The organism is Pseudomonas sp. 8 R 14 (assembly GCF_900005955.1).
GTDB lineage: Bacteria > Pseudomonadota > Gammaproteobacteria > Pseudomonadales > Pseudomonadaceae > Aquipseudomonas > Aquipseudomonas marginalis.
Map to the genome: position 1 here is coordinate 24,685 of NZ_CVTH01000047.1, position 17,183 is coordinate 41,867.

The following is a 17,183-nucleotide window of genomic DNA, read 5'->3' on the forward strand; positions in this document are numbered from 1 at the left end:
AATGCTTGAACAAGTAGAGCTTTATCCGGGCGACCCCATTCTCTCGCTGATGGATGATTTCCATAAAGATCCACGAGCTGAAAAAGTGAATCTCAGCATCGGCTTCTACTACGACGAAAACGGCAATGTACCCGTGCTTACGTCCGTGAAGAAAGCCAAAGAGATTCTGGATGGCCGTGTTGAGGAGCCAAACCTCTACCTTCCTATGGATGGTCTGCCCTCCTTCCGTACCCAGGTACAGGAATATCTGTTCGGTGAAGCGAATAGCTCCCACGGCGCACGGATTGCCACAATCCAAACTGTGGGTGGGTCTGGTGCGATCCGGGTAGGCGCAGACTTTTTGAAGCGCTACTACCCTGACTCACAAGTGTGGGTGAGCGATCCAACCTGGGACAACCATCACGCTATCTTCAAAGGTGTGGGCTTCGATGTGCACCGATACTCCTACCTGAAAGATGGTGGGCGATCGGTCAACTTCGAAGGTATGCTGGAGACATTCAAGTCTCTCCCAGAAAACACGATCGTTCTCTTGCATGCGTGCTGTCATAACCCGACCGGTTTGGATCTGACGCCTTCGCAGTGGGACACCTTGATCGAGCTGTTCTCCAGCAAATCTTTGATTCCGTTCCTTGATGCAGCGTATCTGGGGATGGGGGAGGGTTTGGATGAGGACAGTTACGGCATTCGAGCTCTCGCAGGGTCTGGCATCACGGGACTGATCAGCAACTCATTCTCGAAAGTCTTTTCTCTGTATGGTGAACGGGTCGGCTCGTTGTCCATCATTTGTGAGTCATCAGAAATTGCGGAGCGGACAGGCGGTCAACTGAAAGGTACCGTCCGTACCAACTACTCCAATCCCCCACGTTTTGGAGCGGAATTGGTGAGCATTATTCTGTCGAACGCCGACCTTCGGGCTGAGTGGCGAGCTGAGTTGGAGTCGATGCGTGAGCGCATGGTGACCATGCGGCATGCCCTGTATGACCAGATCAAAACAATCCGTCCGGAAGCCGATGTTGAGTATCTCGTCACCCAGAAAGGAATGTTTAGCTTCAGTGGCTTGAGCGCAGAAGCTGTTGACAGAATCCGTGACAAGCATGGCATCTACTTCATTCGCAATGGTCGGATCTGCATCGCTGGTCTCAATGAGTTCAACGTCTCCAAAGTAGCCACTGCAATTGCTGCAGAGTCATAAGTTCTTCGTTAGGAAGTTACCTCTTAGCGCCCCTTAGGGGCGCTTTTTTTATATATCTACTTCAGGCGTTTGCACAGGTATTTCATGTGCTCAACAACGAGGTGTCGTGATGGCTGGCCTCCAAGAATGTGGAAACTCGGTGTCTCAGTGGAATTTTGCAGTGCGTGCCGTTTGTGGGCCATACGAGACAGAGGTTAATCGAAAGTACGCCAAATTCGTTGGTGATGTCGTGTCCGGGACGCGGGGTGGGCTACCATTCGCTCGGTTACGAACCAACGCAGCTCGTGTCAGGCGGTGTGCTCGTGGAGCGGATCGAGATAATGATCAGCGCTGCGTACTCCTCAGTCAGAGCATTGGCCAGGCCCGGGTAGTTCACGATGGTTTCACTTACCACCTGATGCCTGGAGACATTGTGCTCCTCGACAGCGCAGGGGAGTGCGAAATTGAACCGAAAGGTTTGATTGAGCACATGGCTATTTCTCTTCCGAAACCCATGGTCGCTCGGCACATCAGCCCTGGTCGACGCCTTCAAGGGATGGTGGATCTGAATTCTACTTCCGGTCGCCTGTTGCGTTTATTGCTGGCCCAGCTGTCTGAAGAGGATCATAAGCTTTCTGAACTTGAACAGCATGGAGTGCTATCTGCAATTCTATGCCTGCTCGGCTCAGCACTCCAAAAACAGAACGTACAGCCATCAAAAAAATTAACTCGAAGAACATCTGCAGAATTGCGAGTGGAAGCGGAGATCTTTATCCAAAACTCAATCGCATCTCCCGAGCTCAGTCCTGCATTAATTGCTAGCGTTCTAAATGTCTCCCTGCGACAGCTGTACCGATCGTTCGAGGAAGGTGGGGGGTCTGTGTACAGATACATACTAGCAAGCAGATTAAAGCACTGCGCTTCGGAGCTTACAGTCGCTGGCTCAATAAGAGTATCTGTTACTGATATTGCCTACAAATGGGGGTTTTCAGACTCAGCTAGCTTTAGCCGCGCTTTCAAGCGCCATTTTGGATTGGCGCCACGTGAGTATCGTATGGTTTTTTGCGATCAGAAAATTATTATTTAAATTTGCATAAAAGGCTTGCGTATGATTGATTCGCCAACCTATATGAATTTGAGACTTTCGCATGTTCGTGAATTTTTTATGCGGAACTTAAGGCCTGCCTTGAATCGCTATAACGTAACAGAGCAACAGTGGCGAGTTATTCATGCCCTCAGCCACCACGGCCCAATGGAGTTCAGCCAACTCGCCCATCAGTGCTGCATAATTAAGGCAAGTTTTAGCTCTATCCTGGTAAGGATGGAAAGTGCAGGCTACATTTCTCGAAAAAAATCAAGCTCAGATCGACGGCGGATAATCATTGCGCTAAAGAAGCCAGGGGCAGATCTGTTTCTGCAGCTGTCCAATGACATGGCTATCAATCAGAGAGAGCTTAAGGAAAGTCTAGGTGACGACCGTTGGAGTTCGTTACTTCTACTGATAGATGAGTTAGATCGACTCGTGCTGCCGCTGGAGAGCATTGTCCCCAGCGACAGTCACCCCTAAAGGCACTAATACACAGTGCTAGCCGGCACCTCAGGGCTGTCAGTGCCTTTGAATTTTCCGGCCAGGGTTTTCAGTCCCCTCATCAGAATCGATGTATCTACACCGACCGCCACAAAAGTCGCCCCCAGCTCAAGATAGCGCCGAGCGAGTTTCTCATCTGCACTCAGGATCCCAACTGCCTTGCCTGCGCTCTTTACACGTAAGATGGCATCTTCAATTACGCGCTGAACTTCGGGGTGACCAGGATTTCCCCGGTGCCCTAAAGCAGCGGAAAGATCAGCAGGCCCGATGAAGACGCCGTCTACTCCCTCGACGGCAGCGATCGCATCCAGGTTGGACAATCCCACCTGATTTTCCACTTGTACCAGTAGGCAGATTTCCGCATCGGCTTTGTCGAGATAGTCAGTAATCGAATTCCAGCGTGAAGCGCGTGCCAATGCACTACCCACACCGCGAATCCCGTTAGGGGGATACGTCACAGCCTTCACCAGATGCTCCGCCTGCTCTGATGTCTCCACCATCGGAACCAATAGAGTTTGCGCACCCACATCAAGCATCTGCTTGATCAGGGCCGCATCACCCACCACTGGGCGGATGATCGGCTGCGATGGGTATGGGGCTATGGCTTGAAGCTGCCCCAGAGTGCTGCGAAGGTCATTCGGAGCGTGCTCACCATCTATCAAAAGCCAGTCAAAGCCCGCGTTCGCCGCAAGCTCTGCACAGTAAGGGTCTGCCAACCCGAGCCAGAGGCCGATCTGCGGTTCATCCTTCTTGAGGCGAGATTTGAAGAGATTCTGCTGCATGATTGAAGCTCCTTCGTCTTCAAATGAACCGGCAGGTAATGCTACCCAGCAGGTCGTAGTCGACATGGAACGTATCACCAGGGCTTGCGGCAACTGGCCGGGTAAATGAGCCGCCCAAGATGATCTGTCCAGGTTCCAGAGTGACATCGTACGGAGCCAGTTTGTTTGCCAGCCACGCAACACCTTTAGCTGGATGGTTGAGCACAGCGGCGCTCACACCGGACTCTTCGATCACGCCGTTGCGGTATAGAACTGCAGGGATCTTCCGGAGGTCGACGTCAGTAGGGCGTACTGGACGACCGCCCATTACGACGCCGGCGTTCGCTGCGTTATCGGAGATCGTGTCGAATACCTTCCGGGTCACCTTGGTCTGTGGATCGACCTGGTGGATACGGGCGTCAATGATTTCCAGTGCAGGAATGACCCACTCAGTCGCATCGAGGACGTCGAATACAGTGACATTAGGGCCTTTGAGAGGCTTACCAAGGATGAAGGCCAGTTCAACTTCTACCCGTGGGACGATAAAGCGGTTAAACGGGATGTCAGTACCTTCCTCGAAGATCATGTCATCGAGCAGTGCGCCGTAGTCGGGCTCTGTGATGTTCGACGAGACCTGCATGGCACGTGATGTCAGTCCGATTTTGTGGCCCACCAACTTCCGGCCAGAGGCAATTTTTTTTGCCACCCAGGCCCGCTGAATAGCGTAAGCATCTTCGATTGTAATTGCCGGTTGTGAAATCGAGAACTGACTAATTTGCTCGCGCGTGCGTTCAGCTTGGTCGAGCAACTCTGCGCACTGTTGGATGATATCGTTGTTGAGCATGGCAAACCTCAAGTTGCTTTGTTGAACAGCGAGTGCAGGCTACTGTGTTTTGCATCAAACACCTGTCCAACGCTTTCATCTATTTGCAGAGTTAGGCCGATAGGGCGTTTTTGTAAAAGGGCGTCCAAGTGACTACGTAATGTTCCCAGTAGTGCTTGGCCGACCGATTGATGCACGGTAGGGCTGCGTCCGGCGCCAATTCGTAAATTGGCATAGAGGAATCCGTACTGACCTTGCCCGTCGGCAACTGCGCAATGCGCTGCAGGGTAGGCAAGTACACGAGTTCCCCCCGTTGGGAAGACTTTTTGGCCTGTTTCGTCTTTTTGCTCAAGCATGGTGTCAGCAAGAGCACGGCATAGAGCTGACAAGTCTGCTTCAGCCTCCAAATCGGGCGTGTAGAGCAGAACCAGGTGAGGCATGACGGCGCTTCCTATAGTCGACTGGTGGATACGACAGCAGCGAGGTTCGCGGCTTGCGCTGCTGGGATACGAGTACCGCTTTGCGGAGTCACTGGGAAGATGGCGTTGATTTGCCCAGTTCCGGAAGAGCCGAAGTAAGGCGTTATGACTTCTGCTTTGCCGTCGTAGTCTGACCATCCAAGCGCGCCCAGCAGCATGGCTGTGTCGTGCATGAAGCCCTCGCCGTGACCTTTCGCGGCATACTCAGGCAGCATTCCGCAGAACTCTTCCCATTCACCGTTTTCCCACATCTTCACCACGCGCTCATCAAGAACCTGGAGGAAAGGACTCCAAATTTTCTCGGCGAATTCGGGGGCTTGGCCATTTTGAGCAAAGCGATGAGAGAGAGAGCCACTGGCCAAGAATGCGACGGTTCCGTCATAGTGATCTTCGACAGCTTTCCGCATCGCCCAGCCAAGGCGCGCACTGTCAGCAAGGTAATGAGAGGTGCACAGCGCTGACACCGAAATTACTTTGAAGTGTTGATCTTGGTTCATGTAACGCATCGGCACCAAAGTTCCGTATTCCGGGCCTAAGGTTGTAGCATCGTGAGCCATCGTCTCGACTTGGAAGCGATTACATTCTTCAGCTAGGATTTTCCCAAGCTCTGGGTTGCCAGGGAACTCATAATGCATGTTGCTAATAAAGTGCGGAAGCTCGTTGCTGGTGTAAACACCTTCAAAGTGCGGGCCGCAGAGAACGTGATAATTCGCGTTCACTAGCCAATGGGTATCGAAGACGATAATAGTATCGACGCCCAGTTCGCGGCAGCGGCGGCTGATTTCGTAGTGCCCATCAATGGCGGACTGTCGCAGGCCTTGTCGCGGGCCAGGCAGTTCGGACAGGTACATAGACGGAACGTGTGTGATTTTAGCTGCTAGTGCTACTTTGCCCATGAGTGGAATCCTTATTCTTGTTAGATCCCGCAGCACCAGGCGAGCTTGGCGGTCGTCAGAACAGCAAGCTCCCCCAGTGCGTTGGGAAAATTGCTACACGCCCCAGCGTGGGATGTGATGGCTGCCCATGGAAATGCAGACGTTCTTGATTTCTGCAAAGACTTCGAAGCTGTATTGGCCGCCTTCGCGACCGGTGCCCGAGCCTTTCACTCCACCGAACGGTTGGCGCAGGTCGCGTACGTTTTGGCTGTTGATGAACACCATGCCGGCCTCGATACCACGTGCCAGACGATGGGCCTTACCAATGTCCTGAGTCCAGATGTAGGAGGCCAGGCCGTACTCGGTGTCGTTGGCCAGGCGCAGGGCTTCGGCTTCGTCCTTGAACGGGATCAAGCACGCCACCGGGCCGAAGATTTCTTCCTGGGCGATGCGCATGTTGTTGTTCACGTCGGCGAACACCGTCGGCTGGATGAACTGCCCCTTGGCCAGGTGTGCCGGCAGGTTGGTCGGACGCTCCAGGCCACCCGCGACCAGCCGCGCGCCTTCCTCGATGCCGATGCGGATGTAGCCGGTGACCTTGTCGTAGTGCTGCTGGGTGATCATCGAACCGACCTGGGTCTTCGGGTCGGTCGGGTCACCGACGATCAGGCGCTGGGCGCGGGCGGCGAATTCGGCGATGAACTGCGGGTACACGCTCTCCTGGATGAAGATCCGGCTGCCAGCGGTGCAACGCTCGCCGTTCAGCGAGAAGATGGTGAACAGCGCAGCGTCCAGGGCACGTTCCAGATCAGCGTCTTCGAAGATCAGCACCGGCGACTTGCCGCCCAGTTCCATCGAGTACTTCTTCAGGCCGGCGGTCTGCATGATCTTCTTACCGGTGGCGGTGCCACCGGTGAAGGAGATTGCGCGCACATCCGGGTGTCGAACCAGAGCGTCGCCGGCAGTGGCGCCGTAGCCCTGGATGACGTTGAGCACGCCATTAGGAATGCCGGCTTCGACGGCCAGACGGCCTAGTTCGTTGGCGGTCAGCGGCGACAGCTCGCTCATCTTCAGTACGGCGGTGTTACCCAGCGCCAGGCACGGCGCGGTCTTCCAGGTAGCCGTCATGAATGGCACGTTCCACGGCGAAACCAGGCCACACACACCCACTGGCTGGTACAGGGTGTAGTTGAGCATCTGGTCATCGACCGGGTACGAATGGCCGTCCATGCGTGTGCAGACTTCGGCGAAGAAGTCGAAGTTGTGCGAAGCGCGTGGGATCAGCACGTTCTTGGTCTGGTGAATCGGCAGGCCGGTGTCGAGGGTCTCCAGTTCGGCCAGCTTCGGCACGTTCTGGTCGATCAGCTCACCGAGCTTGCGCATCAGACGGGCGCGTTCCTTGGCCGGGGTATTGGCCCATTTCGGGAACGCTTCCTTCGCAGCCGCTACGGCCTGGGCGACCTCTTCAGCGCCGCCGCTGGCGACTTCGCCAATCGCTTCGCCGGTAGCCGGGTTGTAGTTGACGAAGGTGTCTTTGCTTTCGACCTCGCGGCCATTGATCCAATGTTTGATCATGATGATTACGCCTCTTTATTTCGTGAAGCGAAGAACTCCGCCTCGCTGACAATACGGTTCACCAGGCGGCCTACGCCTTCTACTTCCACGATTACCTCATCGCCCGCCACCACGTCAGCCAAGCCTTCGGGTGTACCGGTAGCGATCATGTCGCCGGGCTGCAGGGTCATGAAGCTGGAGAAGTATTCGATCAGGTAGGGGATATCGAAAATCATGTCCGCAGTGGAGCCTTCTTGCTTCAGCTCACCGTTGACCCAGGTGCGCAGGGTCAGATTGTTCGGATCGGGTACATCGGCGGTGTCGATGATCCACGGGCCTACCGGGGTGGTGGCGTCGCGGTTCTTCACGCGCAGGTTGGGCCTGTAGTAGTTTTCCAGGTAGTCACGGATGGCGTAGTCGTTGCAGACGGTGTAGCCAGCCACGTACTGCAGGGCGTCTTCGCGTTTGACGTTCCGTGCAGGTTTACCGATAACTGCCACCAGCTCGCACTCGTAGTGCATGTAGGTAACGCCATCCGGGCGCCAAGTGACCTGGTTGTGGCTGGTGTACGTACCAGGCGACTTGATGAAGGCCAGCGGTTCGGTCGGTGGCGCAAAGGCCAGCTCAGCGGCGTGGTCGGCGTAGTTCAGGCCCAGGGCAAACATGTTGCCATTGGCGGGAGGTAACCATTCCACCTGTGCTTCTGCGATCAGGCGTCCGTCGGCCAATCGCACTGCGTTATCAGTCTCGACGGTGACGTCGTGCTCTTGGCCTTCGAAACGGATGCGGGCATGTTTCATCAGCGGATCTCCTGCTCTTCGACAATGTGGTTGGCAAGCTGGCCAAGTGAAGTGATTTCAACCTCGACTTGGTCGCCAGGTCGAATGTCGACCCTGCCTTCTGGAGTGCCGGTAATTAGGAGGTCACCTTCATGGAGTGTCATAAACTCGCTGAGCTCGGCGATCAGCTGAGGGATGCTGCGCACAAAATTGGCCGTGGAGTTCTGCTGATGCACTTCACCATTAACCCGAAGGGTGATCATCAAATTGTGCGGATCAGCGATCTCGCTAGCGGGTACCACCTCCGGCCCAAATGAACAGAAGCCGTCACGACACTTGGCCTTGACCGCCGGGCGGTAATAGCTGTCTTCCGGCAAACTGAACTCATTGACGATGGTGTAGCCGGCCACGTGCTCCATCGCATTTTCGACGCTGACGCGGCTAGTGGTCTTGCCGATCAGAACGCCGAGCGCCGGGCCCGCCTGCAAGCGCTCTACATTAATCGGGTATACAACCGCGCGATTGTGAGCATTGCGGGTGTTTGGCGTTTTGATGAACAACACAGGCTTAACGGGTAGTTGCTTGTACGGCGCTTGTTCGAATTCCGCGAGACGCTGGTTCAGCAAACCCTTATAGTTCAGCGCAATGCCGAACAGAGCGCCATGCACCAACTCATTTAAGCTTTGGGACATCAATGTTCTCCTTGTTAGCTCGACCAGGCTTGGTCGTTATTTTTTATTGAAACTGAACACTAATGCCGACAGATAGTTGATGCGGTGGCGTCAAGTCACCGCTGGGAGATCCTGCCATCTGAAGTGTAATATGGTCAGTCCTATTGGCTTTAGTATCGAATCATTACGGACTTCAATTCAGTAAAGTCCTCGATGAAAGCACTGCCGAATTCGCGCCCAATCCCAGACGCTTTGATTCCGCCGAATGGAACTGCTGGATCAAGAAGGGTATGCATGTTGACCCAAAGAGTTCCTGCTTGAATTTCCGGAATCATGCGCAGTGCCTTGCTGAGATCGTTAGTCCAGAGACTGGCGCTCAACCCATACGGACTGTCATTCATCAACGAAACAAGCTCGTCCTCGTCGTCATAAGCGAGGAACGTCGCAACAGGCCCGAAAGTCTCTTGAGTCATCAGCGTATCTGTGGCGCTGTTTGCAAGAATTACGGTTGGCTCGACATAGCAACCTGGTTGATCCAGTAGCCGTCCGCCATGAAGAATGGTGTTGTTCTCAGCCCTGGCTTGCGCAAAATACCCAGAAAGCTTCTGCTGATGCTGAGCATTTGTAACAGGGCCGAACTCACTGGCTTCGTCCATTGGCGAGCCAATTTTCAAGGCCTTCAGGCGTGTCACCAAACTTTCAAGTAGGTGATCGATCTGAGACCGATGAACATAAAACCGTTCAGCTGCAGCGCAGATTTGGCCGGAGTGCAAGAAGCCAGCCTCAATGATCCCTGCCACCGCTTTTTCGACTGGCACATCGCGGAGGAAGCCAGCAGCGTTTTTGCCGCCCAACTCAAGCGTGGCACGAGTCAGCTTGGCCTGCATGGCAGTGGAACCTACTGCCAAACCAGTGGGCACCGAGCCGGTGAAGGACACTTTGTCAGTGTCAGGGTGCTCAATCAGAGCTTTCCCGACAGCACCATCGCCACAGACAACGTTGAGAGCGCCTGGAGGCAGGCCTGCTTCGATCGCAAGCTCCGAAATCCGCAGGATGGTAAGCGGGGTGAACTCGCTAGGCTTGATGATCACGCTGCATCCGGTCACCAGCGCTGACGCCAGCTTCCAGATCGCGATCATGGTCGAGAAATTCCACGGAACGATGCCTACCACTACACCTACCGGCTCTCGAAGAGTGAATGCCGTGTAGCGTTCGCCGTTGAATGAAGGGATCGACGGGGTGATCGTTTGACCCGTAATTTTGCTTGCCCAGCCAGCGTAATAGCGCAGGAAATGTGCCGCTTGTCCCACCTCAAACGCTCTGGAGATGTTGATGAGCTTTCCGGATTGGAGGGTTTCAAGCTGAGCCAATTCTTCGCTGTTGGCTTCCAGCAGGTCAGCCAGCTTCAGCAGGACTGCGCCTCGATGGGCTGGGGTGGCCTGCCCCCAAGCCTTGAAGCCTTTTCGAGACGACGCGACAGCAGCATCGATGTCCGCCTTATTTGCGACCCCGACGCGGGCGATAACACGCCCATTCGCCGGGTTGGTCACGGGCAGTTCGTCAGTATTCGTTACCGGTGTCGCCTGTCCATCAATGAATAGGCCATGTGGGCGGCGCAGAAATGCTTCTACGCTTGCAAGGATGGTTACCTGACTCATAGCCGAAACCTCTAAACAAGAAAGCTACTGAGGCTACGCCGGTAAAGTAAATTTAACTTGGCAATTCCTGCCAATTCCATATAGCAATCCATGCCATGAAAAAATTAAGGTAAACTTTTTGGAGTTAAACCGGCACTAATTTAAAATTAGACAGCACGGCGAGTATTGCGTAAACCCCGAATACTGCATAGCAGCTATTCAGGCATTGAGCTTGCAAAAGCCTATGCTGGAAAAGTAGTCGGGGTGTCTCTTTTGGCGTTTCGGCGGGAATACGCTAAATTCGCCATTGAGGAGGTGCGCGATCTGGAAAGTAAACGTCTCTGAGCCGCTTATGAATATAGGTGCTGAGACTTTCTGGCAGTTAGCTTTTTACGCAAGGAATGAAGCCTGAGCAGCCTGATTTTCCTGGGGTCAGAGACCAAATCCATGATCGAGCTGTGCAAGCATGTCCATCACAAGTAGGTATCCAGCCTCAGTGCAGGCGTACTCAAGCGCTGATATTTCTCCGAAGCTCGTGCGTGGCTGACTCAGCCATGTCGCCGCTTTCGCCTTGTTGCCAAAAACCTCTTCGGCCCGGAACCAAACTCGCTGTACGTTATCCATCGGTCACCTCATTAAGCATAAACTTATGGAAGCTACTGGAGTGTTGGGGAGGGGCAGCAAATTACCAGTAACTGATAAGCAGAAATTGCCTGAAAGAGTGCCTCCGCCGCAAGTCTTAATGTTTCGAGCTCGGCAGCCGGCAGCCCAGAATCCATATCATCTTGATATTGCTTCAGAGTGTTTAAGGTTTGCTGCAATGCATCCAGTGCGTGCCTCAGGGTGTCAAGCGCACTGGTCATCAGCGGCTCATTAGCTTCAAGAGTTGTAAGCACGTCTTTATCCATCAACTCCCTCCTTGGCTGAAAGGTAGCCTAGCCTGTCGGCAGCCGATGAGTACACCCAGAAGGGGATGGGTACATTGCATGATGCTACGGACGCGAGGAGTGCCTCGGCTTGCGAGGGTTTCTTGACGGGAAGGCAGTGAGCCTACTGCTTGCTGCCAGGCCATCAGGGCACCGTTTGCGATAGCGGAATCTCCGAAACCTTTAGGGCTGTCATGGTCGGGAGAGCAGAGAATCATCTCGTTCGCCCATTTGCCTTCTGCTGGCCAGATGGAGGGGTATCCGGGCTTGCGTGCTGACTGACTGTGCAGCATCATGATTGCACAGTCAGTAAATTCGTATAAAACCCAGCATTTTCAGTGTTATGTGCAGAAAAGTCGTAACATGAATTTGATGGACGGCCTGAGCGTATTTGCGCTCAACGATGCACAGGAAGCCGCCAAACGCTTGCTCTACAGCGGGCCGATCCGCCTGAAACCGGTGCATGCCTGCGCCGGGCGCGGCCAGGAAGTTATCCACAGCCTGGATGAGTTCGAGGCCGTGCTGGCGCGCCCCGAAGCGGCCCGGATGTTCAGCGAAGGCGTCGTGCTGGAACAAGACCTGCACGATGTGGTCACCCATAGTGTGGGCCAGAGTTTTATCGGCGATCACGTCATCAGCTACTGCGGCGAGCAATACCTGACCCAGGACGGACAGGGCGAGGAGGTCTACGGTGGCTCCAACCTGCTGGTGGTGCCTGGCGGTTATGACGATTTGCTCAAGCTCGAGCTGCCCGGCGACGTGCGCCAAGCCATCGAGCAAGCCCAGGTCTTCGACGCGGCCGCCGATGAGGCTTACCCGGGTTTCTACGCGTCCCGGCGCAACTACGATATCGCCCAGGGCCTGGACAGCGACGGCCAGCGGCGCAGTGGTGTGCTTGAACAATCCTGGCGCATGGGGGGCGCCAGCAGCGCGGAAGTCGCGGCGCTGCAGAGCTTTATCAACCACCCGGGCCTCAAGGCCATTCAGGTGTCTTCGGTAGAAACCTACGTGGACCAGGCGCTGCCCGCGGATGCTATCGAGGTGTACCGAGGCCCGGCGGAACACAGCGACTTTCTTCTCAAGTACGTGACGGTTAAATCTTATGACGGCTAGAAGCGAAAGCATTGCGATCGACATCGACGACGAACAGATGAGCGGCACGTTCCTCAGCCCCAAATCGAAGGTGCCGGGGGTGTTATTCGTGCACGGCTGGGGCGGTAGCCAGGAGCGGGACCTAGAGCGCGCCAAAGGTATCGCCGGGCTGGGATGCGTGTGCCTGACGTTCGATCTGCGTGGCCACGCGGGCACAGGTATCCCGTTGTCCCGCGTCACCCGTGAAGACAACCTGCGCGATCTGCTGGCGGCCTACGACCGACTGCTCTCGCACCCGGCCATCGACACCTCGGCGGTGGCGGTGGTGGGCACCAGCTATGGCGGCTACCTGGCGGCGATTCTCACCTCATTGCGCCCGGTGCGCTGGCTGGCGCTGCGCGTGCCTGCGTTGTACCGCGACCAGGAATGGCTCAAGCCCAAGCGTGACCTCGATAAGGCCGACCTGATGGATTACCGCAGCACGCTGGTGCACGCCGAAACCAACCGCGCACTGCAGGCCTGCGCGCAATTTACCGGTGATGTGCTGATTGTCGAATCGGAAACCGATGACCATGTGCCCCACGCCACCATCATGAGCTACCGCGCGGCGTGCCAGCACACGCACTCCCTGACGCACCGCATCATCGATGGTGCCGACCACTCCCTGAGCGATCCAGTGTCACAACAGGCCTACACCTCGATCCTGGTGGACTGGATCACCGAGATGGTAGTGGGGGAACGGTTGAGCATCATCCAGTCCCAGTAACGCGATCATGCTGGTGTTTTCTTCACCCGTAGTGCCTTGGCTTTGGCCTCGACACCGAGGTACATCACCAGGGCGATCAGTAGCGGCAGGATAAAGTAAATGGCCCGATAGGCGATCAGCCCGGCCAGCAAACTGCCGCGCGACGCTTCATGTTGCAGCAGTGCGATAAACACCGCTTCCAGCACCCCGAGCCCGGCGGGGATATGGGTGATGACACCGGCGATCGCGCTGATCAGCAGCACGCCCAACACCAGCGGGTAGTCCAGCTTGGCGGGCAACAAGGTGAAAATCACCGCGGCCATCAGCGACCAGTTCAACGCGCCCAATGCCAACTGCAGGCACGCCATGCGCAGCGACGGCAGGTTGATCTCGATGCCGCGAATCGACCATGCACGCTTTGTCGAGAATTGGCACGCCGCCAGATAGCCCAGGCTCGCCAGCACCAACAGCACACCCACGCCCTGCAGGGCGCCGCTGCTGAGCTTCCAGCCCGGCGGCATGGTCACCAGGCCGCTGCTGAACACCACCCCGGCCAATGCCATATAACCGAACCAATTGGTGGCCAGGCTCAGCCCGAGAATCTTGGCGATATTGCCAGTGCTCACCCCCAGCCGCGAATACAGCCGATAGCGCATGGCGATTCCGCCGACCCAGGCACTCAGGTTCAGATTGAACGCATAGCTGATGATTCCGACCGGCAGGATTTGCTTCCAGCGCAGCGGTTGGCGAATGTAGGTGCGGCCGATCAAGTCGAAGCAGGCGTAGACGATAAAGCTGCATAACGTCAGCGTGCCCGCGATCAGCAGGGTGCGCAGCTTGAAATCGCCCAGGGTGTGGAACACTTCGCTCCAGTCGATACGCCTTGCGAGGAGGGTGAACAGCACGATCAGCAACAGGAAGAACGCCACGGTCAGCGGTTTCTTCCAGCGCTTTAAGCGTGAACCGTTGGCTTCAGATGTCATGGGTTCGAGCCTCGAAGGGTTTCAACCGTGGCTTGTGCGCCGGGAACCAGCCGGTCAGCGCGGGGAAGTGGCGCATCACATGGAACACCAGGAAACCGACGGTCAGTCGCCATAGCCACAGGCGCGGCTTGCGGTTTTCCGGCATGGTCTGGCAATGCTCCTTGGCGAGTACGTCCAGGCGTTTGTACAGTTGCTGATTGAACGCCCGGTCACGAATCAGCACGTTGGCCTCCAGGTTCAGCGACAGGCTTAACGGGTCGAGGTTGCTCGAACCCACGGTGCTCCACTCGTCATCCACCAGCGCGACTTTGCCGTGCAGCGGGCGCTGGCAATATTCATGAATCACCACGCCATCCTTGAGCAGGTAGTCGTAGAGCATGCGCGCGGCCAGCTTGGCCAGCAGCACATCGGGCTGGCCCTGCATGATCAATTGCACCTTCACGCCACGGCGCGCCGCATTGCGGATCTCGCGCAGCAGGCGGTAACCGGGGAAGAAGTAGGCATTGGCAATCACCGCGCGTTCCCGGGCTTTGCTCAAGGCATGGATGTAGGCCTCTTCAATGTCGTCGCGGTGTTGCAGATTGTCGCGGTAAATCAGGCGCACCAGGCCGTCGCCTGTATCGGTCGGCCAAGGCGATGGCCGTTGCTGGCGCCGTCGCCAACCGCGCCGCGTGCGCACCTGGCGACCGCTTTGGGCGAGGGCGAAATGATGCAGGTCGGCCACCGCCGGGCCTATCACCTGCACCGCGTAATCCTGCTTGGCCTCGGGGCCGAAATCCCCCAGGTGATCGGCAGAAAAATTGATCCCGCCGATAAACGCCACGGTGGCATCCACCACCACGATCTTGCGGTGCAGGCGGCGAAACCAGTTGGTGCGAATACCCAGGGTCTTGGACGCCGGGTCAAACATCTGCACGGCCACCCCGGCCTGGGCCAATTCGCCGAGAAAAGCGCGGCTCAGTTCGCCGCAGCCAAAGCCATCCAGGCTGACCACCACCTTGACTCCACGCTGCGCTGCGTCGATCAAGATGCGTTGCAGCTCATGGCCGACCTTGTCTTCGAAGAGGATAAAGGTCTCCAGCAGGATCTCCCGCTGCGCCCCGCGCAAGGCGTCGAATACTTTGGGAAAGTACGCCTCGCCGTTCTCCAGCAACTCGAGCCGGTTGTCAGGCTGCCAGCCGTAATCGAGGTCGCGAGCCTTGGCTTCATCCGGCGGCTGGTCGGTAGAAATGTGCTCAACGGCAATGTTCATAGTTCAATCTCCACCGACAGGGGCACGTGGTCTGACAGATGGGACCAGGGGCGGGTGGTCAGCACCTTGGGGTGATGAATCTTTAGATTGCGCACATAGATGCGGTCCAGTGCCAGCAGCGGCAGGCGTGCCGGAAAGGTGCGTGCGGGTTTACCGTGGGCCTGCATGAAGACTTCCTGCAGGCCGCTTTGGCTGAGGTCGGCGCGTTGGCGCCAGTCATTGAAATCGCCGGCAACCACCAACGGCGCATCCGCCGGGATCTCGCTGATACGCTGCTCCAGCAAGCGCAATTGCTGCTGGCGATGCACCTCGCGCAAGCCCAGGTGGATGCAGATCGCATGCACTTCCTGTCCGGTGCCAGGCAAGCGCAGCACGCAATGCAACAGGCCACGGTTTTCATGGCCGCTTTGGGAGATGTCGAGGTTGTCGTAACTCACGATCTGGAATTTCGACAGCAACGCATTGCCGTGGTCGCCATGGGGGTAGACCGCGTTGCGCCCGTAGGCGAACTGCGGCCAGATGCTGTCGGCGAGGAACTCGTACTGCGGCATGTTCGGCCAGTCGCTGTAGCGCTGGGGATGGCGCTCGTGGGTGCCGTGGATTTCCTGCAGGAACACCATATCAGCGCCCACACTGCGTACCGCTTCACGCAGCTCGGGCAGGATGAAGCGTCGGTTCAAGGCGGTGAAGCCCTTGTGGATATTGACCGTCAGCACCGTGAAGCGAGTGATGGCGACGGTGGGCGTAATGGGGACCCATTCCGGATGCGTCATGGCAACACCCCCGGTTCAGGCAACTTGCCGGGCTCGGTGGAAAGCTGCCTGTCCAGCCCGAAACGCTGCAGCAAGTGGCGTGCATCGAAGGGCGCACGCACTTTGATGTCATTGTCGAAAAAGCAAAACACATCCCGCTGTTTGCGGGCGCGCGGTTTGTGCTGCGGGGCGGCCAGGTGCGCATCGGCCGGTTGCTTGCCGTGGGCCCAACGTTCGATGCGATCGCCCCAGCGCTTGAGGGCTTCATCGGTATAACCGCTGGCGTACAGCTGCTTGTCGCCGTGCAAACGCAAGTACATGAAGTTGGCGGTAACATCTTCGAGATACGGCCACTTGCCGGCGGTGTCTGCCACCACCAACGCCACGCCGTGCTTATCCAGCATCTGCACAAACTCCGGCACCGCAAAACTGTTATGACGAATCTCCACCGCGTGGCGCAGGGCGCGCTTGCCGTGGGCCTGCAGGCTGGCCTTGCCGTTCAGGCGCGGCTCATGCTGGTGGGCGAGGGTGGCGGCCTGCCGGGTGTCGGTGGGCAATTCGGCGAGGAAGGCTTCGAACAGCAGCGGATCGAATTTAAAGCTGGGCGGAAACTGCCACAGGATCGGGCCGAGTTTGTCTTTCAACTCCAGCACTCCGGAGGCGAAGAAGTTCGCCATCGGCTTGTGCACATCCTGCAGGCGCAGGATATGCGTGATGTAGCGCGGTGCCTTGACACTGAACATGAAGTCTTCAGGCGTCTGGGCATACCACTCGGCGTAACGCTTGGGAGTTTGCAGCGCGTAGAACGAACCGTTGATCTCGATGCTGTTGACGGCCCGTGACGCAAACTGCAGCTCGCGTTTCTGGGTCAGCCCCTCGGGGTAGAAATCCCCCCGCCAAGGCGTGTAGCGCCAGCCGGAAATGCCGATATGAATCGCCGCCATGGTTACTCCCGTCGATGTGGGTCGATTGACCTCCGTTTTGGGATGACCGTGCAATTTGCGCGAAAGTTTCCACCGTCCTACAGACGGTGCAGGTTCAAAACTGTGCCGAAGGCCACCACGCCTCACCCCGGCATGCAGGCCGCATTTGATA

Annotated in this window: 18 protein-coding genes and 1 pseudogene; 5 read left to right on the forward strand and 14 right to left on the reverse strand. The window is 56.6% G+C overall.

The window, feature by feature from the left end; genetic code table 11:
- The first annotated feature begins 1 nt into the window (after position 1).
- The 3 genes from BFQ01_RS09845 to BFQ01_RS33305 all read left to right on the forward strand — a co-directional run bounded on the left by BFQ01_RS09845 (position 2) and on the right by BFQ01_RS33305 (position 2,738).
- Positions 2-1,192 (forward strand): amino acid aminotransferase, encoded by a 1,191-nt coding sequence (locus BFQ01_RS09845; protein WP_065925114.1) that lies wholly within the window; start codon positions 2-4, stop codon positions 1,190-1,192.
- A 109-nt stretch (positions 1,193-1,301) separates the two neighbouring features.
- Positions 1,302-2,258: a transcriptional regulator FeaR gene (gene feaR / locus BFQ01_RS31330; protein ID WP_083221125.1), complete on the forward strand. Its 957-nt coding sequence runs from the start codon at positions 1,302-1,304 to the stop codon at positions 2,256-2,258.
- Positions 2,259-2,336: 78 nt separating this feature from the next.
- Positions 2,337-2,738, forward strand: coding sequence for a MarR family transcriptional regulator (locus BFQ01_RS33305; protein WP_065946594.1), 402 nt, complete (start codon positions 2,337-2,339; stop codon positions 2,736-2,738).
- 5 nt (positions 2,739-2,743) lie between these two features.
- On the opposite strand, the gene hpaI is transcribed toward BFQ01_RS33305, so the two are convergent.
- The 10 genes from hpaI to BFQ01_RS09900 form a co-directional block, all read right to left on the reverse strand.
- Positions 2,744-3,541 (reverse strand): 4-hydroxy-2-oxoheptanedioate aldolase, encoded by a 798-nt coding sequence (hpaI, locus tag BFQ01_RS09855; RefSeq protein WP_065925116.1) that lies wholly within the window; start codon positions 3,539-3,541, stop codon positions 2,744-2,746.
- 19 nt (positions 3,542-3,560) lie between these two features.
- Positions 3,561-4,364: a 2-oxo-hept-4-ene-1,7-dioate hydratase gene (gene hpaH, locus BFQ01_RS09860; RefSeq protein ID WP_065925117.1), complete on the reverse strand. Its 804-nt coding sequence runs from the start codon at positions 4,362-4,364 to the stop codon at positions 3,561-3,563.
- Positions 4,365-4,372: 8 nt separating this feature from the next.
- Positions 4,373-4,783, reverse strand: a complete 411-nt coding sequence (locus BFQ01_RS31335; protein ID WP_083221124.1) for a 5-carboxymethyl-2-hydroxymuconate Delta-isomerase — start codon at positions 4,781-4,783, stop codon at positions 4,373-4,375.
- A gap of 11 nt (positions 4,784-4,794) precedes the next feature.
- Positions 4,795-5,718 (reverse strand): 3,4-dihydroxyphenylacetate 2,3-dioxygenase, encoded by a 924-nt coding sequence (hpaD, locus tag BFQ01_RS09870; protein ID WP_065925119.1) that lies wholly within the window; start codon positions 5,716-5,718, stop codon positions 4,795-4,797.
- 93 nt (positions 5,719-5,811) lie between these two features.
- The gene (gene hpaE / locus BFQ01_RS09875; RefSeq protein WP_065925120.1) at positions 5,812-7,272 is read right to left on the reverse strand and encodes a 5-carboxymethyl-2-hydroxymuconate semialdehyde dehydrogenase; all 1,461 of its coding nucleotides are present in this window, start codon (positions 7,270-7,272) and stop codon (positions 5,812-5,814) included.
- Positions 7,273-7,277: 5 nt separating this feature from the next.
- The gene (locus BFQ01_RS09880; protein ID WP_065925121.1) at positions 7,278-8,051 is read right to left on the reverse strand and encodes a fumarylacetoacetate hydrolase family protein; all 774 of its coding nucleotides are present in this window, start codon (positions 8,049-8,051) and stop codon (positions 7,278-7,280) included.
- Positions 8,051-8,722, reverse strand: coding sequence for a fumarylacetoacetate hydrolase family protein (locus BFQ01_RS09885; RefSeq protein ID WP_065925122.1), 672 nt, complete (start codon positions 8,720-8,722; stop codon positions 8,051-8,053). Before BFQ01_RS09885 ends, BFQ01_RS09880 begins: the two co-directional genes overlap by 1 nt.
- A 149-nt stretch (positions 8,723-8,871) precedes the next feature.
- Positions 8,872-10,359 (reverse strand): aldehyde dehydrogenase family protein, encoded by a 1,488-nt coding sequence (locus BFQ01_RS09890; protein ID WP_065925123.1) that lies wholly within the window; start codon positions 10,357-10,359, stop codon positions 8,872-8,874.
- 411 nt (positions 10,360-10,770) lie between these two features.
- Positions 10,771-10,962, reverse strand: coding sequence for an MbcA/ParS/Xre antitoxin family protein (locus BFQ01_RS09895; RefSeq protein WP_065925124.1), 192 nt, complete (start codon positions 10,960-10,962; stop codon positions 10,771-10,773).
- A gap of 32 nt (positions 10,963-10,994) precedes the next feature.
- Complete coding sequence (locus tag BFQ01_RS09900; RefSeq protein WP_116643424.1) at positions 10,995-11,246, reverse strand: hypothetical protein; 252 nt, start codon at positions 11,244-11,246, stop codon at positions 10,995-10,997.
- Between the two features lie 387 nt (positions 11,247-11,633).
- Here BFQ01_RS09900 and BFQ01_RS09905 point away from each other — a divergent pair.
- A pseudogene (locus tag BFQ01_RS09905) lies at positions 11,634-12,377 on the forward strand (DUF3182 family protein); the annotation flags it as partial.
- Positions 12,367-13,122: an alpha/beta hydrolase family protein gene (locus BFQ01_RS09910; protein ID WP_027605173.1), complete on the forward strand. Its 756-nt coding sequence runs from the start codon at positions 12,367-12,369 to the stop codon at positions 13,120-13,122. The pseudogene BFQ01_RS09905 and the gene BFQ01_RS09910, both read left to right, overlap by 11 nt.
- A 5-nt stretch (positions 13,123-13,127) precedes the next feature.
- On the opposite strand, the gene BFQ01_RS09915 is transcribed toward BFQ01_RS09910, so the two are convergent.
- Genes BFQ01_RS09915 through BFQ01_RS09930 form a run of 4 tightly spaced genes read right to left on the reverse strand, consistent with a single transcriptional unit; the run spans position 13,128 to position 17,032 of the window.
- Complete coding sequence (locus BFQ01_RS09915) at positions 13,128-14,084, reverse strand: lysylphosphatidylglycerol synthase domain-containing protein (RefSeq protein WP_065925125.1); 957 nt, start codon at positions 14,082-14,084, stop codon at positions 13,128-13,130.
- The gene (gene clsB, locus BFQ01_RS09920; RefSeq protein ID WP_065925126.1) at positions 14,074-15,336 is read right to left on the reverse strand and encodes a cardiolipin synthase ClsB; all 1,263 of its coding nucleotides are present in this window, start codon (positions 15,334-15,336) and stop codon (positions 14,074-14,076) included. Before clsB ends, BFQ01_RS09915 begins: the two co-directional genes overlap by 11 nt.
- A complete protein-coding gene (locus tag BFQ01_RS09925; RefSeq protein ID WP_065925127.1) occupies positions 15,333-16,109 on the reverse strand; it encodes an endonuclease/exonuclease/phosphatase family protein in 777 nt (258 codons plus the stop codon). Before BFQ01_RS09925 ends, clsB begins: the two co-directional genes overlap by 4 nt.
- On the reverse strand, positions 16,106-17,032 hold the full coding sequence (locus tag BFQ01_RS09930) for a DUF72 domain-containing protein (RefSeq protein WP_065925128.1): 927 nt from the start codon (positions 17,030-17,032) through the stop codon (positions 16,106-16,108). Before BFQ01_RS09930 ends, BFQ01_RS09925 begins: the two co-directional genes overlap by 4 nt.
- Between the last annotated feature and the right edge of the window lie 151 nt (positions 17,033-17,183).

Bases quoted from the DNA above. Each gene is read 5' to 3' on its own strand.
- BFQ01_RS09890 (WP_065925123.1), bottom strand. From the start codon at position 10,359: ATGAGTCAGGTAACCATCCTTGCAAGCGTAGAAGCATTTCTGCGCCGC.
- clsB (WP_065925126.1), bottom strand. From the start codon at position 15,336: ATGAACATTGCCGTTGAGCACATTTCTACCGACCAGCCGCCGGATGAA.
- BFQ01_RS09845 (WP_065925114.1), top strand. From the start codon at position 2: ATGCTTGAACAAGTAGAGCTTTATCCGGGCGACCCCATTCTCTCGCTG.
- hpaD (WP_065925119.1), bottom strand. From the start codon at position 5,718: ATGGGCAAAGTAGCACTAGCAGCTAAAATCACACACGTTCCGTCTATG.
- hpaH (WP_065925117.1), bottom strand. From the start codon at position 4,364: ATGCTCAACAACGATATCATCCAACAGTGCGCAGAGTTGCTCGACCAA.
- hpaI (WP_065925116.1), bottom strand. From the start codon at position 3,541: ATGCAGCAGAATCTCTTCAAATCTCGCCTCAAGAAGGATGAACCGCAG.
- BFQ01_RS09930 (WP_065925128.1), bottom strand. From the start codon at position 17,032: ATGGCGGCGATTCATATCGGCATTTCCGGCTGGCGCTACACGCCTTGG.
- BFQ01_RS09885 (WP_065925122.1), bottom strand. From the start codon at position 8,722: ATGTCCCAAAGCTTAAATGAGTTGGTGCATGGCGCTCTGTTCGGCATT.
- BFQ01_RS09915 (WP_065925125.1), bottom strand. From the start codon at position 14,084: ATGACATCTGAAGCCAACGGTTCACGCTTAAAGCGCTGGAAGAAACCG.
- BFQ01_RS09900 (WP_116643424.1), bottom strand. From the start codon at position 11,246: ATGGATAAAGACGTGCTTACAACTCTTGAAGCTAATGAGCCGCTGATG.
- BFQ01_RS09880 (WP_065925121.1), bottom strand. From the start codon at position 8,051: ATGAAACATGCCCGCATCCGTTTCGAAGGCCAAGAGCACGACGTCACC.
- hpaE (WP_065925120.1), bottom strand. From the start codon at position 7,272: ATGATCAAACATTGGATCAATGGCCGCGAGGTCGAAAGCAAAGACACC.
- BFQ01_RS09910 (WP_027605173.1), top strand. From the start codon at position 12,367: ATGACGGCTAGAAGCGAAAGCATTGCGATCGACATCGACGACGAACAG.
- BFQ01_RS09925 (WP_065925127.1), bottom strand. From the start codon at position 16,109: ATGACGCATCCGGAATGGGTCCCCATTACGCCCACCGTCGCCATCACT.
- BFQ01_RS33305 (WP_065946594.1), top strand. From the start codon at position 2,337: ATGCGGAACTTAAGGCCTGCCTTGAATCGCTATAACGTAACAGAGCAA.
- BFQ01_RS31335 (WP_083221124.1), bottom strand. From the start codon at position 4,783: ATGCCTCACCTGGTTCTGCTCTACACGCCCGATTTGGAGGCTGAAGCA.
- BFQ01_RS09895 (WP_065925124.1), bottom strand. From the start codon at position 10,962: ATGGATAACGTACAGCGAGTTTGGTTCCGGGCCGAAGAGGTTTTTGGC.
- feaR (WP_083221125.1), top strand. From the start codon at position 1,302: ATGGCTGGCCTCCAAGAATGTGGAAACTCGGTGTCTCAGTGGAATTTT.